This window comes from Gottfriedia luciferensis (genome assembly GCF_001712755.1).
Taxonomy (GTDB): Bacteria; Bacillota; Bacilli; order Bacillales; family Bacillaceae_G; genus Gottfriedia; species Gottfriedia luciferensis_B.
Genome location: NZ_MDKC01000034.1, coordinates 136,363 through 153,444 on the forward strand (window position 1 = coordinate 136,363; position 17,082 = coordinate 153,444).

Here is a 17,082-nt window from a genome sequence, read left to right on the forward strand (position 1 = left end):
CCCTTCATTATTCCCATATTCCATTACTAATTTTACAATAAAAGATTGACCTAAAGATACTGGATTTTTATTTCACTAATAGTAAAAAAGGATTGAAATCTTTTTTTATTAGACTTCAATCCTTTTTATTATTTTATCGCTTTAAACCTCAATTTCACTTAATTGTTTTTTCTTTGATAATTTAACACGAACTGCAAAAGTTACATTTGTTAGGATAATGAATAACGCTGCAAATCCACATAAATAGTAGACTTGATCCCATACAAACCCTTTGCTAACAGAACTAGAGATTAATTCTCTGAATCCTTTTATCGCATAAGTCATAGGTAAATATGGATGAATCGTTTGGAAAAATGTTGGTGTTAATGAAATTGGGAAAGTACCTGAAGTTCCACCAATTTGTAATAACATCATAACAAATACTAAATATTGCCCTATATTTCCTAATGTAACAGTTAAGAATTGTATTAATGAATAGAAAGTCAAGCTAGTGATAATTGTAAACACTACGAATAACCACACGTTTTTCACGTCAAGCCCCATACCGTAAATTAAAACCAGATCTGCTACGATTGATTGCATGATTCCCACGAAGATTAAAACACTATATTTACTAAAGAACCAAGCTAAACCAGTAGTCGGAGCAATAGAATTCTTTCTCATTGGATAAACTGAAGTGAACATTAACCCACCAGCAAATAGTCCAATAGATAATATATAAGGTGTTAATCCTACACCATATTCTTTTACATTATTCAATTTATGAGAAACTAGCTCTGTTGGTTCTGCAAAGAATTTATCAGTTTCATCACTTGTTTTAACTTTATTTACTTCATCTCCACCATCTTTCAGGGATTTATGAAGTTCAGTTGTTCCTTTTGTTAAATCTGTTGCTCCTTTTAATAAGTCTCCAGAACCATCATATAACTTATTCGTTCCATCAGATAGTTGTTTAGAACCATCATTTAATTGATTGATCCCTTGGACTAATTGGTCCCCACCTGTATTTAATTTACCTAGGCCAAATGAAAGTAACGAACTTCCTTCACTTAATTCCTTTGTACCATTGTATAAATCATTACTTCCTTGAGCTAATTGATTTGCTCCATTAGATGCTTCTTGCAATTTACTATTAAATAAACTTAAATTTGTATTTAATTCTTTTTGTCCAGCAACTAGATTATTCGAACCTTCATATAATTGACCTTGTGCTGCTGCAATTTGATCAACACCAGTTTTAATTTGATTACTTCCTTTTGAAAGTTGATCTAAGCTATTTGAGATTGCTTTTAATTTCTGTAAATCTTCTTTACTTAAAGAACCATCCTGCAATCCATTAACAATTGATTTAAGAGCATCATTAGTAGCGCCAAGATTCTCATTAAATCCTGCTTCATTTTTTTGCAATTTGGTTGCACCAGCATAAGATTGTTTTAGTCCAGCATTTAATTGGTTACTTCCAGCTTCTAGCTTAGAAGACCCAGCTTCGATTTTATTACCACCTTCAGCTAGTTGCGAAAGTCCATTATTTAAATCACTTGAACCAGCTTTTAATGTACCAGTTCCTTCTAGAAGAGCATTTAAACCAGTATTTAATTTATTAGCACCATCTTTGGATTGTTTAATACCATCTGATAATTGTGTCGCTCCACTTTTCAGTTTTGTACTTCCATTCTCAAATGTGATCATGCTGTCATTTAATTTTTTTAAATTTTTATTTAAAACATCAGTTCCATCTGTTATTTTTGCTGCACCATCATTGATTTTACCAGCACCATCAGATGCTTTTGTCATGCCATCTCCAATATCTTTGAAATTATCAAAAACTGTTTTAGCATATTGTTCTGTAATTTCCTTTGAGATAGAAGCATTTACTTCTTTCATTGCATTTGTACCAATTTGCGCGCCTACATAGTTTTTACCCGCATTCGTGTAATAATTTAATTTCATTTTCTTCGGTTTTTCGTCTAATAACGTAGCGGCATTTTTAGAGAAATCAGAAGGCAATTCGATGACTAAATAATATTTTTCATCATTTAATCCTTCCATTGCTTGTTTTTTACTAGTAACTTTCCATTTGAATGAGTTATTATCTTTCAAACCATCTACAAAATCTTTCCCTACATTAAGCTTTTTATCATTAAACTCAGTACCCTTGTCATTGTTAACAACTGCCACCGATAGCTTTTCTGTTTTATTATAAGGATTCCAATAAGCTGATAAGAAAATTAATGAATACAGCATTGGTACAAGACCAATTGCAATGATTGTTGCAATTGTCATTGGCTTCTTTAAAATATTTTTCCATTCTTGTTTAAACACATTCTCACTCCCCTTTTAGACCAATTGACCAAATATGTATTTTGGTCAATTTATTACATTTAAATAGTTTAATACTCCCTTTTATAAAAAAATAAAAGGTCATACTAAACCATCCTCCCATTAAACTCATTTTCATGTTTATTCGGGATTTTTATTTCCTATTAATCCAAATAAAATTAATTGCACCATTTTATTTATAGCGTCATCTGTAATATGCATTGGATCTTTATCTAGAACACTTTTTTGTAGATTTAGAATCGCTATAATTGTCGTAATCATACTTAAACTTAGTATCGGAATTTCTAAATGAAAATTCGTTTCTTTTGCAAGCATTCTTGACTCTATTTCTTCTTCAATTGGTGTTTTACGATAAATCTGTTGAAAGAAAATTTCTGATAACTCCGGATGTCGTAAAGTTTCACTGATCAAGATCTCAATTTGATTTCGATTCATTTCCACCCATTTAATCCTTTTCTCAACATATAATCTAAGCAATTCTTCAATCGAGAGTTTACTAAAATCTTCTTCCATCCATACGTCTTGTATATCAGGCTTCACACAAGTAATCAATACATCCAGTTTGCTTTTAAAATACTTATAAATCGTCGCTTCGGAAATTTTACTTTCCTTTGCAATTTGATTAATTGTCGTACCATCATAACCATTTTTCGCAAAAAGTTGGATAGACTTCTCTAAGATATGATGTTTTGTTCTTTCTCCCTTATTCACTACTTACCTCCTTAAAAACCGTTTTTAAAAAGGAAACCAATTACTTCGTTTTAGCATAATACAAAAAAGTAAGTGTTTATTTACTTTTCTAGTATATTAACCGAAATGGATTTCGTCAACAAAAAGTAAGTGAACACTTACTTTTTTAATCTTTTTTTAATATTAACTTTTTTTAATCAACAAAAACTAAAAAATTGTTGCCTTTGTTAACAGAATAATTTATCATTACACTTTGTAGTCGAAATTATCGAATAATTTCGCGAATATTCTTACAAAGGAGTTGGATTCATGACGGAATTGGTTTCAGTACTCAACGACTATCTATGGGCTAAATTAATTGTTATTTTATTAGTAGCAATCGGCCTATTTTTAACGGTTTATTTAGGATTTATTCAGTTTAAATTCTTTCCTGAAATGATTCGATTATTATTTGTTGATGGTCGAAACAGAGACAAAAGCAAAAAAACTGTTTCATCATTACAAGCATTTATGATCGGAATGGCTGCTCGTATAGGTACGGGGAATATTGCCGGTGTTGCAACAGCAGTAGCATTAGGTGGACCTGGTGCAGTTTTTTGGATGTGGTTAATGGCTTTAATTGGTTCAGCTTCAGCATTTGTAGAAAGTACATTAGCTCAGCTATATAAAGTGAGAGATGGTTCTTCATGGCGTGGCGGACCTGCTTATTATATGGAAAAAGCTTTAGGTAATCGAAAGCTTGGAGTTATTTTTAGTATTTTAATAACTTTATCTTTTGGTCTTATTTTTAACGCAGTACAAGCAAACACGATTGCTGCTTCTATCAATAATGAATTTGGTGTAAATACAAAAACAACTGCGATTGTACTAGCTGTTATTACAGCACTAATTATTTTTGGTGGCGTACATCGAGTTGCAAAATTCTCAACTGTTTTAGTACCAATTAAAGCTGGGGTTTATATTATTTTAGCTTTATGGGTTATGATTTCAAATTTCGATATTTTACCAAATGTTTTTGGTGCAATTTTCTCTGATGGTATTTTTACGTTTAAACAAATGTTTGGCGGTGTAATGGGTGCTGCAGTACTTCACGGAATTCGTCGTGGATTATTCTCTAACGAAGCTGGTATGGGTTCTGCTCCAAACGCGGCTGCAACGGCTGACGTAACTCACCCAGTAAAACAAGGTTTTATTCAAGCATTAGGTGTAATTGTTGATACATTTATCATCTGTTCGTCTACAGCAATGATCGTATTAGTTTCAGGCGTTTATAAAACATCTAAGCTATCTGGTATTCCTTTAACACAGGAATCTTTACGTGTAAGTATTGGAGACTTCGCTGCAACATTCGTTGCAATCTCAGTATTCTTATTTGCATTAAGTACAATTATGGGTAACTATTACTACGGTGAATCAAATATTAGCTTCATGAAGCATTCGAAAACATCAATTTATGTATACCGTTTTTCAGTGATTGGAATGGTTTTATTCGGTGCATTATATAGCGCTGAATTAATTTGGTCTTTAGCAGATATCTTCATGGGATTAATGGTACTAGTTAATCTTTACGCTATTACGCGTTTAGCAAAAATTGTAAAGGCTTTATTAAAAGATTATGTTTCACAAAAGAAACAAGGTTTGGATCCAGTTTTCTCTGCTGATAAAATCGATAACTTACCGGGTCGTGATCAGTTAGAGGCCTGGGTTGATGAGAAGGACGTTAAGAAAGACGTTGACGTTGGATAATATATTTTGACCGAATACCCTTCATCTTTTAAAGATGAGGGGTTATTTTTATAATTTTTTTATTTAAGTTCAAAAAAAAGCCACCAACAAAGTGGAGTTAATTCATAAACAATAACTTTTATTAAGCTTTCTACCATTTTTCAAAATAATTTTTAGATTTTTTGTCCCCTGCTCCTACTAAAATTTTTATCCCTAAATAAACCCCAAGTGAATTTAATAGTATATCATCAATATCAAAACTTCCTACAATATACTTTTTTTGTAGGTATTCTATAAGTATTACAAATAAAATTAAAATAAAAATACAAATAGAAACTTTTATCTTTCTATAAAAATAATAATAAACTATACATCCTAGAGGGATAAAAATTATAATATTCCCCACGATATTCGAGAAGATGTAAATAAAGTCAGCTTTGCCGAATATATATCCAAATATCGTTTTAAAAGGTACATAATTGCTTGTATAATTATTCCCTAATGAGTTTCTTGAAAAAAGAACTGAAACTAACAAAACTATATAAGAAAGTGAAAATACTCCAAAACCAAATTTACTAATATAGATTTTTTTGTTTTTCGCATAATATAAAATCATATTTACCATCGTATTAAAAATTAATACTAGACACACAAATAAGCTATATCCAAATATTACGTTTGCATATGGAATAAGTCTTGAAATAAATTCTCCTAGAAATGCTCTCATTACATATAATACGAATAATGTGGATAGTAATAGTGTAGATAGATTATATAGAATTTTTTTCATAAAAGCTAAGTTCCTTTACCAAAATTCACCTCTAACACCTACATACGATTTATCCGCTCCTTTAATAACTTCAAATGAAAGTTTATACTGACCATTACTAACTACTTTTTGATTTGTTAATGAAGTATCTCCTTTAATTGTTTGTGAAGCACTAAATACAGGTGAGTATATTCCTATTATATTTTTCTTTAATGGTGTTATTTTTATTGATTTCCCCTTTGCGCTATATTGATTGTGTTTTACATGTAACCACCCTTTTGAAGTACTGAATGCATTTTTGGATTCTAAATAACCTGTTAGTTTCCCATCATACTTCTGAGTCGCTGATGCTGATTCTACAGATTTTGCGAAAATTGGAAGAGCCAAACAGATTAAACAAATAATTTTCTTTTTCATACACAACACTCCTTGTTCATATTTTTTGTTATATTAATTTAGTATTAGTTTCAATTTAAAATCGAAATTAATAAAATATTAATATATTTTTAATGTAACATCTAAAGTAGGACATTAACTCAAAATAATCCGAAAAATTTATGTACATTCCATATTTTTCATAATTCAGTCACAATAAAGAAGTAATCCCCTCCACTATCAAATATCTCCCTAATAAAACCCTATAAATTATTTCAAAAAATCAAAAGACCGTCCAAAATATCAGACGGTCTTTCCTATTTTTATAAAATTCTTAATCTTAATAAGCAGTCCAACCAGCATCACCCGTAATCACAGTACCATTAACAAAGCTAGATTCATCTGAAGCAAGGAATAAAGCTATATCTGCAATCTCTTCAGGTTTACCTACACGTGGATTAACTCCTAAACCTGCTTGAATACGTCCCATACCAAAATGATTGATATTTGTCATGGAAGAACCAATATTTGTTTCGACTCCACCTGGGGCAATCGCGTTGCAACGGATTCCATTCGTTGCGTACATGAATCCAGTATTCTTAGTAAAACCAACAACGGCATGTTTAGAAGCTGTGTAAGCAGCTCCTGCTCTAGCTCCTTGTAGGCCACCTGCTGAAGCCACATTGATAATCACTCCATGTTGTTTCTCTAAAAAGATTGGTAAGACTTTGCGAGTTGAGCGCATCACACTTGTTGTGTTTACCGCAAAAACTCTTTCCCACTTATCATCTTCAATATCACCAGCAGGTTCAAAATTATCCATAATTCCTGCATTATTAACTAGAATATCTACTGTGTCAAAAGTATCTACGGCAGTATCGATTAAGTTTTGAATATCATTTTCGTGCGCAACATTTGCCATAACAGCTATAGCTTCCCCGCCGTTTGATTTTATTTCTTCAACGGTACTATTTGCAGCATCTACATTAATATCAGATACAACCACTTTTGCACCTTCCTTAGCATAAAGTGCAGCAATGGCTTTCCACATTCCCGAACCAGCTCCAGTTACTACTGCTACTTTGTTTTGAAGTCTCATGAAAATATTCCTCCAATAAATTATGATGTATTAAGCTTTAACTGTTACTTTTTTTAAGTTAACTGTTGCCTCTTCTGAAGCCCCTTGTTTAACCTTTTTAATAAAGAAAGAAAGTAGTAAGCCAAGAATCCCTATTCCGACAATCACAAGATAGGCGTCGTTAATTCCATTTATTGAAGCTTCTTTTATAAGTTGAGCTTGAGTTAAACCTTTAGAAGCTGCAGTAGGAATTAATTCTTGTATATGTGTTTTTGTACGATCTGTCATAACTGTAACTAGAAGTGATGTACCAACTGCTCCAGCAACTTGGCGAATTGTATTCGTAATTGCTGTACCGTGTGCATTTAATTGCTTTGGTAGTTGATTTAAACCAGCAGTCTGTATTGGCATCATCATTAATGCCATACCGATTCGGCGTCCTGTGGACATTAGAACTAGAAAAGTGTAACTCGTCGAGTCCGTTAGGTTTGTAAAGCCAAGCGTTGTTGCGATTGTAATAATCATTCCTACTATTGCTAGCCATTTAGCACCGACACGGTCGAATAATCTACCTGTAACTGGCATAAGGAATCCCATTACTAATGCACCTGGTAATAGTAGAAGACCAGACTCAACTGGTGTGTACCCTCGAGCATTTTGTAAATATAGAGGAAGTAACATCATATCTGCATACATTACCATCGTAACTGCAACATTAATAACTGTTGTTAATGAGAACATACTAAACTTGAATGCACGCAAATCAAGTAAAGGATTTTGCGAAACCAATTGTCTCCATGCGAAGAGTACTAGTGACAATACGCCAATAACAATCGTACTAATCACTTCTGAATTTGACCAACCTAAACCTCCAGCACGGCTGAATCCATAAAGCATTGCACCGAAACCAATTGTAGATAGTGTAACGCTAAGAAGATCAAATTTTGTTTTGATACGATCAGATACATTTCGTAAATAAATGAAACCCAGTACGATAACAATAATCGCAAATGGAATCATCCCGTAAAACATCGTCTCCCATTTGTAATTCTCCATAATATAGCCTGCAAGCGTAGGACCGATCGCCGGTGCGAAAATAATCGCTAAACCTACCATCCCCATTGCTCCTCCACGTTTTTCTGGTGGAAATAGTGTCAAAATAACGTTTGTTAGCAATGGCATAATAATACCCGCACCTGCTGCCTGTATTAAGCGTCCCGTTAACAATACTGGAAAATCAGTCGCTAGTGCAGAAACAATGGTCCCTGCTAAAAAAATAATCATAGATGCTTGAAATAGTTCACGTGTAGTAAATCTTAGCATCAAATAAGCAGTTATCGGGATTAACACACCATTTACTAGCATGTATCCCGTTGTTAACCATTGCGCTGTTGCTGCCTTTATATGAAAATCAACCATTAACTCAGGAATTGCAACACTCATAAGCGTTTGGTTTAAGGTTGCAATGAAGGCACCTAAAATCAAAATGAACATAATAGGACCTTTTTTTATCGAATTTGTGTCTGAAACAGAATTTTTACTCAATCCCCCATCAATCCTTTCTCTCTTTATCATGGACATAATTTACAAAGTGTTTAATAATTAACATGATATAAATTACATTATAATTCGTTAGTTCATTCTTACAACCGACAATAATTGAAGAAATGTATTGTAGTTATCACACTTATTAGTTCTGTAGTTAAAACCAAACATAATAAACACATTTAAAAAAATTGTAAATTTCATGGAAAAGGTGATTTGATTTGAAGGATAAAACAAAAGTAGATCCTAGGATCATTCGTACGCGCCAATTAATTAAAGACGCTTTTATCGAACTACTTCAAGAGATGGATCTAAACAAAATTACAGTTAATCGAATAGCCGATCGTGCAACAGTTAATCGAGTAACATTTTATCTTCATTATCGTGACATACAGGATATGATGGAGAATATGGCTTTGGAAATGGGTGAGAGGCTTGGACTTATTATGAGGGGTTCAACGACCCTTAAGTCTATAGATGAAACTGACTCAGTGCGACTTCTAAATCTACTTGAACATATAGCGGAGAATGCAAAGTTTTATAAAGTAGTTCTTGCTTCTACTAAAACGCCAATCTTCACAGAGCAATTATTAAAAATCATTACTGAAACAATCACAAAAAGAAGAGAAATTGATTCTTTACACATTAAGACGGATATTCAAAAGGATATTATTATTTGGTACGGGTCATCAGCACTGATTGGTACAATTGTATCTTGGTTAAGAAATGACATGCCTTATACTCCTCAATATTTAGCTAAGCAGTTATCTTTGCTTTTTAGAATTGGTAATAAGATCGAATAAAAAACTGTAAGCCAATTTGCTTACAGTTTTTTGTATGGACCATCCTCCTCCTACCTTTAACTCGAAAATCGACAAATTTCCTACTATTATAGAAACCTTTTGAAATAATACAATTTTGCACACATGGTCTTCCTAATAAATGTAATTAATTGAAGAATAGATAAATATTGTGTAATCAGCCCTATTTCACTCTTCATTTTCTCTTAAATTTATCGTAATTTTATTTTTCCTTAACATATCTTTAAGTATTACTTCACATACTATACGGCTTTTCTAAATATACTATTTTTGTTGTTAAATGTAGAATTTTAGTATTAGGCACTATTTTTAACATCCTGGAATGGGAGGAGGACTTAGTTATGTATGAAGGAAAAATCATTAAATTTTATCGAGAAAAGTACAAACTAACACAAGAACAATTAGGAAAAAACATTTGCTCCGTTACCCATATTAGTAAAATAGAATGTGCACAGACAAAGTACGCACCTGAAATTATAAATTTATTATCCAAAAGACTTGGAATTGATATGGAATTAGAAGTAGCTAATTTTATGAATATAAAACAACGATTACTTCACTGGCATGATGTAATTATTATGCAATTATTTGAAGAGATGGATCAAATTTACTATGAATTTGAAATGGAAGAATTAATTCAAATCTCGGAATATAATGATATGTATCAGTTACTAAGAGCGAAATATTTTCTTGCACATAGTAAATGCAATGAAGCATTTAAAATCATAAAAAAGCTACAAAAAAAAGAAGACAAATTAGCTCCTTATGAAAGAAACTTATTGAAGCATATTTTAGGAATCTATTCATTGGCGAAGCAAGAATATGGTAAAGTAATCCAAATTTTAAAGTCCATCGATAATACAGTATATAAAAACCCTGAATTTTATTACCATTTAGCATCCGCTTACCATACATTAAACGCTCCTGTGTTAGCCTATTATTATGCTGAAAAATCTCATCAATTTTTTAAACAGATCAATAACTATCTTAGAGTTATTGATGCTGAAATGTTAATGATTATTCAAATTCAAGGTGACACTTTAGATGAAGAGATTATCAGTCGTTTTAAAAATTTGATTAGAAGCTGCGAACTATGTAATGCACCTGATCGAAAAGCAAAAGTCTTGCATAATTTAGCCTATGAATTTTACAGAGGTAAAAATTATAAGGAAGCAAGAAAGTATTATAAAGACTCTATGTTACTGAAAAATTCAGAATCTTTATCCTATTTATTATCATTAGAGGGTTATATCCGAAGCTCTTTTGAAGACGGTTATTCTAACCTAGACGAATTAATAAATGATGCTGAAACTGGATTGTTCATAGCGAAAAAGAATAATTATATTTTATATATCCATTTATTCAAACTTTTACTTTATCTATTAAAATCTAAAGAAAAAGAGTACTATAATTATTTAAATAATAAAGCGTTACCAATGTTTATTAAAAATGGTTTTACTTTTTTAGTGGAGCGTTCTAAGAAGGAATTATTTAATTATTATAAAAAGATGAATTTAAATGAACAGGCAATGGAAATTGCGCAGTTAATCGTAAATGCATAAGAACTTATATATATAATTTTAATAGGCTACTATTTACAGATAAATGCTGGTCCTCACACTGAGGACCAGCTTATGATTTTTTCCAGGAGTTGCGAAAATGAACTTTAAATGAAAAAAAAGACAAGAATACTTATTTTGTATGCTTGTCTTTTTTTATTTTTAAGGGAAAGATTGAAATTTGAAAAAATTAGTCATTTTTTAAGTAGGGAGTATTTAGAAATTCTTACCAGCAAAATACTTTTAACATTATATTTATACGGATAAACAATGAAAAAGAAACCTTTTATGTCTAACTCCCAAAAATTCTATTCATTTCTCTAGCTTGACTTATCCGAAACAATCTTATAAATTCACGATTGATAAATCGCCATAGCTTACTATCTAATTGTTCTAATTAAAATTTAAAATAGGTTATTTTTATCTATAAATGAACGTACTAAAAATGAACCATATTTAATAAAACTATATTTAACTGCAGTTACTCCTAAATAGAAAAACCTCTTAAAACACTGATATATCAACGTTTTAAGAGGTTTAGAATTTATAATTTTAAGCATAAAAAAACCACCAAACAGTATGTATTGGTGGAGACGGTGGGAGTCGAACCCACGTCCAAGAATATCGGCACTTAAGCTTCTACGAGCGTAGTCACTGTATTAGAATTTCGCATACCATTTGGCCCAATGACAGGCTTCCTGATAGCTAGTCTGATTAATCTCTTCCATTCCCCTCAGACGGCGAGGTCCGGCGTAGCCCACTAATGAGTGAACCCCTCTAAGCTATGCACATGGGCGATACATAGGAGGAGCCTTTAGTGCAATTAAGCAGCTAAAGAGAAATTGTTGTTTTTGCCAGTTATTGGCTTTTGCGTTTTAACGAGGCCGACCCCTCGACTCGCAACTTAAGCTCGAACTACCCCTGTCGAATCCGTAACGTCCCCATATAAAATGCTCCCAGAACTTATTCAGATCTGTTCGCTATGAGTGACTTACGAAGCATAAAGCAAAGGCTTCATAATTTATAAAAACTGAACATCGTTCAATTTGTGTTGCTGATTAACTTACAAACTTATTATAGCATATCCTACTCAAGTTGCAATTAACAATTGTTTCTAAAAGAAATACAGAATTCCAATGCTTCAACATTTATCCAATTAGATTCGCTGACGATCTCTGAATGCACGCTCTACTTCACGTTTTGCTTCTTTTTTCTTTAAATCATCACGCTTATCATATTGTTTCTTACCTTTACCTAATCCAAGTAATAGCTTAGCATAGCCATTTTTTAAATAGATTTTTAAAGGTACTAATGTATAACCTGTTTCCTTTGTATAACCGATTAACTTCACGATTTCTTTATTATGTAGTAGTAATTTTCTAGTACGTAATGGCTCGTGATTGTAACGGTTTCCTTGTTCATATGGACTAATATGCATATTATGAAGCCATACTTCTCCGCCTTGAACACGTGCAAAGGAATCCTTTAAATTAGCTTTTCCAGCACGTAATGATTTTATTTCAGTACCTTGCAAAACGATACCTGTTTCATACGTTTCTTCGATAAAGTAATCATGATACGCTTTTTTATTTTGAGCAATTACTTTCCCTTCACCTTTTGGCATAAATAACACCTCTCTATCTTTACTTATTTTACCATAAATTATGTTTGTATACATAAAGCAGTGGACAATTTTGTCCACTGCTTTTTACTTACTATCGTTTTTTATTACCTTTTGCTACTTTTTCGTAGAAAGGTTTGTTCTTTTTACTCTTGCTTTTGCTTTTCGTAGGATTAAAACGATCATCGCGTTTATTTCTCGATGATTTTCCGCCACGTCCGCTTTCTTTCTCTTCATTTCGAGGTGAAGAACTATCTCCACCTCTTCCACGAGAACGGCCACTGCGAGAGCTATCTCCATTTCGATCAGAAGAACCTCTGCCGCGTCCACCTCGTCCTCTACCGCCACCAGAGCCGCCGCCAAGATTAACTGGGCCTTTACCGCCGCTTCTACGAGGTTTGTTCGATTTCATGCCAACAATTTCAAAATCGATTGCTCGTTCTTCTTTATTAACGTTAACTACTCGAACAGATACTTCATCACCAATTCTGAAGATTTTCCCTGTTCTTTCACCAATCATAGCGTACGTACGCTCGTCATAGTTATAGTAGTCATCTGATAAATCAGCAACTCGAACTAATCCTTCAATTGTATTTGGTAGTTCAATAAACATACCGAAATTTGTTACAGAGCTAATAATACCTTCATACTCTTCACCAATTTTATCAAGCATGTACTCTGCTTTTTTCAAATCATCGGTTTCTCTTTCTGCTTCAACTGAGCGACGCTCCATATTGGATGCATGCTCTGCGATTGCAGGTAATTTATCATCCCACTCACGCTTTGTCTCATTATCCATTTTTCCTTCGATTAAATATTTACGAATTAATCGATGAACAATTAAATCCGGATATCGACGGATCGGCGATGTGAAATGAGTATAATACTCCGCTGCTAATCCAAAATGGCCAAGATTATCCGCCTCATATTTCGCTTGTTTCATTGAACGAAGCATAACTGTTGAAATGACTGTCTCCTCTGGTTGCCCATGAACCATATCTAGAACTTGTTGCAACGCTCTCGGGTGAATATCATTTCCAGCACCTTTTACTGTATATCCAAAAGATGCAATAAATTCAAAGAATCGTTGTAATTTTTCTTCTTTTGGATCCTCATGAACACGATACATGAACGGTACATTTAGCCAATGGAAATGCTCAGCAACTGTTTCATTAGCTACTAGCATAAATTCTTCAATTAGTTTTTCAGCAGTTGAACGCTCGCGAATGACGACATCAGTTGGATGACCATCTTCATCGACTAATACTTTTGATTCTTTAAAATCAAAATCGATTGCTCCACGAGTCATTCGTCTATTACGTAAGATTTTCGCTAACTTGGCCATTTCCTCAAACATTGGGATTAACGGTTCGTAACGTTCATGTAATTCAGCATCTTGCTCATCTAATATTTTATTTACATCGCTATATGTCATTCGTTCAGTTGTTTTAATGATACTTTCAAAAATTTCATGCTTAACAACTTCACCTTTTTGGTCAATTTCCATTTCACATGAAAGTGTAAATCGATTAACTTTTGGATTTAATGAACAAATTCCATTAGACAAACGATGTGGGATCATTGGTATAACTCGGTCAACCAAGTAAATACTTGTTCCACGATCATGAGCTTCTTGATCAATCGGTGAGTTATCAGTCACATAGTATGAAACGTCTGCAATATGTACCCCTAACTTGTAATGACCATTTTCAAGCGTTGTTACTGTAACAGCATCATCTAAGTCCTTTGCATCCGCTCCATCTATCGTTACAATCTGTTCATCTCGAAGATCGCGGCGAGTACCTATCGCTGATTCATCAATCTCATCAGGTACAGCATTTGCTTGATCCATTACTTCCTTAGGGAATTCTTGCGGTAAATCAAACTTATGAATAACCGATAGAATATCAACACCAGGATCATTTTTATGTCCTAGAACTTGAACTACAATACCCTCTGCATTTTTCCCATTCTCAGGAAACTGAGTAAGCTCTACAACAACTTTGTGACCTTCCACTGCGCCTTGAGAATTACTCTTTGTTATAAAAATATCGCTTCCGAATCGCTTATCATCAGGAATAACGAAACCGAAACTTTTCTGAGCCTGGTATGTACCTACCATTTTCGTTTGACCACGTTCAACAATTTTTACAATTGTCCCTTCTCTACGTGCATCACTTTTTTCTTTTGTAATACGAGCTAAAACGATGTCTCCATGTAAAGCACCATTTAAATCTGATGGTGAAATAAATACATCCTCTGCCCCTACTTCTTCTGGAATGACAAACGCAAAGCCTTTCGCATGGCCAGTTAATTTACCTCTAACTAAATTAGATTGATCAGGTAAACTGTATTTATTATTTCGAGAACGTACAATATACCCCTCATCTTCTAACATAACGAGCGTTTTTACTACTTCTCGGAAATCACTTGCATCAGTTAACTCCATAGCCTCTTCAATTCCTTGAATATTTAAAGGCTTATAATCTTCACTTTTCATCAATTCCAATAATTTTTCTTTCCATTGTTGATTCATTCTTTTCCCTCCTTTTTCTTACTGTTAAAGGGTATTTAATTTAAGTTTGTCCAGAAAGATTTCATTCTACCATTCCAATTCATTAAGAAATGCTAGTACATCTTCATGTAACATGTCCTTTTCCTGTCCAAGCGTAATAACATGTGTTGAATTTTCGTACCACTTTAATTTTTTCTGATCAGATTGCACTTCATTATAAATAATATTTGCGCTGTCCGTATTAATCATCTCGTCTACAGTAGATTGAACGACAAACGTTGGTGCATATACAGTATCAACATTTTCACGCACTTCTTTTATTAATCCTTGAAGAGCTTTTAATGTATTCATCGGAGTTTTTTTAAACTCTTCCATTTCTACTTCAATTTGTTCAGGAGATTTCCCTTCACGTTTTTTAAACTCTCTTGTGTAAGCTAAGACACCTTCATACATAATTTCTTCACTTTTTATGTACATTGGCGAACACATTGTGACAATTCCATTCAAAGGAACAGTATAACCTAGCTTTAGTGCAAATACTCCTCCTAAAGATAGACCTACCGCTGCAATTTTTTGATGTCCTTTATCTTTTAAAAATTGATAAGCTTCCATTACATCCTTCCACCAGTCCTCTGGTCCAGTATGAACAAGCTCATCTGGTGGTACACCATGTCCTTTATAGTGCGGTGCATGACAAGTATATCCTTGTTTTTCTAAAAAACGACCAAGCATACGAACATCAGCAGAATGCCCTGTAAACCCATGTAATAATAAAACTGCTCGATCTCCACCTTCAAACGTAAATGGCTTCGGCATTGTTACTCTCATATATACTCACTCCAAAACTTTTCTATCCATTTTTCTTTCGTTACTTTTATATTATCTATAAATGATTTTGTTTATTTAAATTAATAATCGACATCTTCAATATAAATAATGAATAATAATTTTTAACTAATTTTACGTAAAGAAATTGTTCTTTTATTTTACCTTTCAATTCAATAATTTACCAATAAACAGTTTTTTTAATTAACTAGTTATGATTTAATGAAAGGTGTGGTAATAATAATGTTGGTCATTAACCAACAAAGGGAGGATACGTTATGTTTAATAATGTTGAAGAATTTATTACTGAATGGAAAATGGAAGAAGCAAACACCATCAAATTACTAAATGCTATGACAGATGAATCACTAGATCAATCAATAGGTGAAGCTTTTAGTTCATTAGGAGAATTAGCTTGGCATATAACAACAGCAATTAAAGCGATTATTTCACAATCAGGATTACAATTCGAAGCATCTATGAGCAAAGAAGAAATGCCTGCAACTGCAAAAGAAATTACTGAAAAATACGCAGAAGCTAGTAAAGCTATGGTTGAAGCTGCACAAAAAGAATGGAAAGAAAAAGATTTAAATCAAATCATTAACGCTTTTGGATTCCTTGAAATGCCTATCCATGCATTACTACGCATGGCAATTTCGCATCAAACACATCATCGTGGCCAAATGACTGTATTAATGCGACAAGCTGGGCTAGCTATTCCTGGAATGTACGGTCCAAGTAAAGAAGAATGGGCTGCAATGAAAGGTTAATATTCAAAGGCAACCTAAAATACTTAGTCTACATACTCAGACGACCTAAATTTAGGTTGTCTTTTTTATTTTCTCACAAACTTAATACAGCATTTTTTTATAATTTTAACAAAATAAAAAGCCACCCTTTTAGGCAGCTTGTTTATTACAGTTTAAAATATGTTACAGCAATCGTTAGAATGAAGAATAAAACTGCTACAACAACTGTTATTCTTTGTAAAACTAGTTCAAAACCACGAGCTTTTTGCTTGCCAAACAGTTGCTCAGCACCACCAGATATCGCACCTGATAGGCCGTTACTTTTACTAGATTGAAGTAGAACTAAAACAATCATAAGTACTGAAACAATAATTAAAAGTACAGATAAAAACGTATGCATTTCTTCACCTCCACAGTAAAAAGACTGTTACTTCCTATTCTACTATGAAGAATACTATACTTCAATATGA

General features: G+C 32.9%; 14 protein-coding genes and 1 other RNA gene. 4 read left to right on the forward strand and 11 right to left on the reverse strand.

The annotated features are described in order from the left end of the window. Positions 1 to 141: 141 nt before the first annotated feature. Positions 142 to 2,322 (reverse strand): YhgE/Pip domain-containing protein, encoded by a 2,181-nt coding sequence (locus BED47_RS18650; RefSeq protein WP_084006985.1) that lies wholly within the window; start codon positions 2,320 to 2,322, stop codon positions 142 to 144. Between the two features lie 138 nt (positions 2,323 to 2,460). Next, positions 2,461 to 3,051, reverse strand: a complete 591-nt coding sequence (locus BED47_RS18655) for a TetR/AcrR family transcriptional regulator (RefSeq protein ID WP_069034905.1) — start codon at positions 3,049 to 3,051, stop codon at positions 2,461 to 2,463. Positions 3,052 to 3,339: 288 nt separating this feature from the next. Between BED47_RS18655 and BED47_RS18660 the strand changes: the two genes are divergently transcribed. Further along, the gene (locus BED47_RS18660) at positions 3,340 to 4,776 is read left to right on the forward strand and encodes an alanine/glycine:cation symporter family protein (RefSeq protein ID WP_069034906.1); all 1,437 of its coding nucleotides are present in this window, start codon (positions 3,340 to 3,342) and stop codon (positions 4,774 to 4,776) included. Between the two features lie 130 nt (positions 4,777 to 4,906). Here the strand turns inward: BED47_RS18660 and BED47_RS18665 are convergent, their stop codons facing one another. From BED47_RS18665 to BED47_RS18680, 4 genes are all read right to left on the reverse strand, one after another. Beyond that, positions 4,907 to 5,371 (reverse strand): VanZ family protein, encoded by a 465-nt coding sequence (locus BED47_RS18665; protein ID WP_175403523.1) that lies wholly within the window; start codon positions 5,369 to 5,371, stop codon positions 4,907 to 4,909. 189 nt (positions 5,372 to 5,560) lie between these two features. Further along, positions 5,561 to 5,941, reverse strand: a complete 381-nt coding sequence (locus BED47_RS18670; protein WP_069034908.1) for a hypothetical protein — start codon at positions 5,939 to 5,941, stop codon at positions 5,561 to 5,563. Between the two features lie 298 nt (positions 5,942 to 6,239). Beyond that, on the reverse strand, positions 6,240 to 6,998 hold the full coding sequence (locus BED47_RS18675) for an SDR family oxidoreductase (RefSeq protein WP_069034909.1): 759 nt from the start codon (positions 6,996 to 6,998) through the stop codon (positions 6,240 to 6,242). 30 nt (positions 6,999 to 7,028) lie between these two features. Beyond that, positions 7,029 to 8,471, reverse strand: coding sequence for a DHA2 family efflux MFS transporter permease subunit (locus tag BED47_RS18680; RefSeq protein WP_439097796.1), 1,443 nt, complete (start codon positions 8,469 to 8,471; stop codon positions 7,029 to 7,031). Positions 8,472 to 8,743: 272 nt separating this feature from the next. Here BED47_RS18680 and BED47_RS18685 point away from each other — a divergent pair, with 272 nt between their 5' ends. Together BED47_RS18685 and BED47_RS18690 are read left to right on the forward strand one after the other, a co-directional pair. Continuing rightward, positions 8,744 to 9,325: a TetR/AcrR family transcriptional regulator gene (locus BED47_RS18685; protein ID WP_069034911.1), complete on the forward strand. Its 582-nt coding sequence runs from the start codon at positions 8,744 to 8,746 to the stop codon at positions 9,323 to 9,325. 359 nt (positions 9,326 to 9,684) lie between these two features. Beyond that, entirely contained in the window at positions 9,685 to 10,905 is a 1,221-nt protein-coding gene (locus BED47_RS18690) for a helix-turn-helix domain-containing protein (protein ID WP_069034912.1), read from the forward strand. 582 nt (positions 10,906 to 11,487) lie between these two features. On the opposite strand, the gene ssrA is transcribed toward BED47_RS18690, so the two are convergent. The 4 genes from ssrA to BED47_RS18710 all read right to left on the reverse strand — a co-directional run bounded on the left by ssrA (position 11,488) and on the right by BED47_RS18710 (position 15,866). Continuing rightward, positions 11,488 to 11,845: a transfer-messenger RNA gene (gene ssrA / locus BED47_RS18695) on the reverse strand. A 213-nt stretch (positions 11,846 to 12,058) separates the two neighbouring features. Next, the gene (smpB, locus tag BED47_RS18700; protein ID WP_025569157.1) at positions 12,059 to 12,526 is read right to left on the reverse strand and encodes an SsrA-binding protein SmpB; all 468 of its coding nucleotides are present in this window, start codon (positions 12,524 to 12,526) and stop codon (positions 12,059 to 12,061) included. Positions 12,527 to 12,617: 91 nt separating this feature from the next. Then, complete coding sequence (rnr, locus tag BED47_RS18705; protein WP_069034913.1) at positions 12,618 to 15,059, reverse strand: ribonuclease R; 2,442 nt, start codon at positions 15,057 to 15,059, stop codon at positions 12,618 to 12,620. A gap of 66 nt (positions 15,060 to 15,125) precedes the next feature. Next, positions 15,126 to 15,866 carry an alpha/beta hydrolase gene (locus BED47_RS18710; protein WP_056469924.1) on the reverse strand — a complete coding sequence of 247 codons (741 nt, stop codon included), beginning with the start codon at positions 15,864 to 15,866 and terminating at the stop codon, positions 15,126 to 15,128. 275 nt (positions 15,867 to 16,141) lie between these two features. Here BED47_RS18710 and BED47_RS18715 point away from each other — a divergent pair, with 275 nt between their 5' ends. Beyond that, the gene (locus BED47_RS18715) at positions 16,142 to 16,633 is read left to right on the forward strand and encodes a DinB family protein (protein WP_069034914.1); all 492 of its coding nucleotides are present in this window, start codon (positions 16,142 to 16,144) and stop codon (positions 16,631 to 16,633) included. Between the two features lie 145 nt (positions 16,634 to 16,778). On the opposite strand, the gene secG is transcribed toward BED47_RS18715, so the two are convergent. Further along, a complete protein-coding gene (secG, locus tag BED47_RS18720; protein ID WP_025569105.1) occupies positions 16,779 to 17,012 on the reverse strand; it encodes a preprotein translocase subunit SecG in 234 nt (77 codons plus the stop codon). Between the last annotated feature and the right edge of the window lie 70 nt (positions 17,013 to 17,082).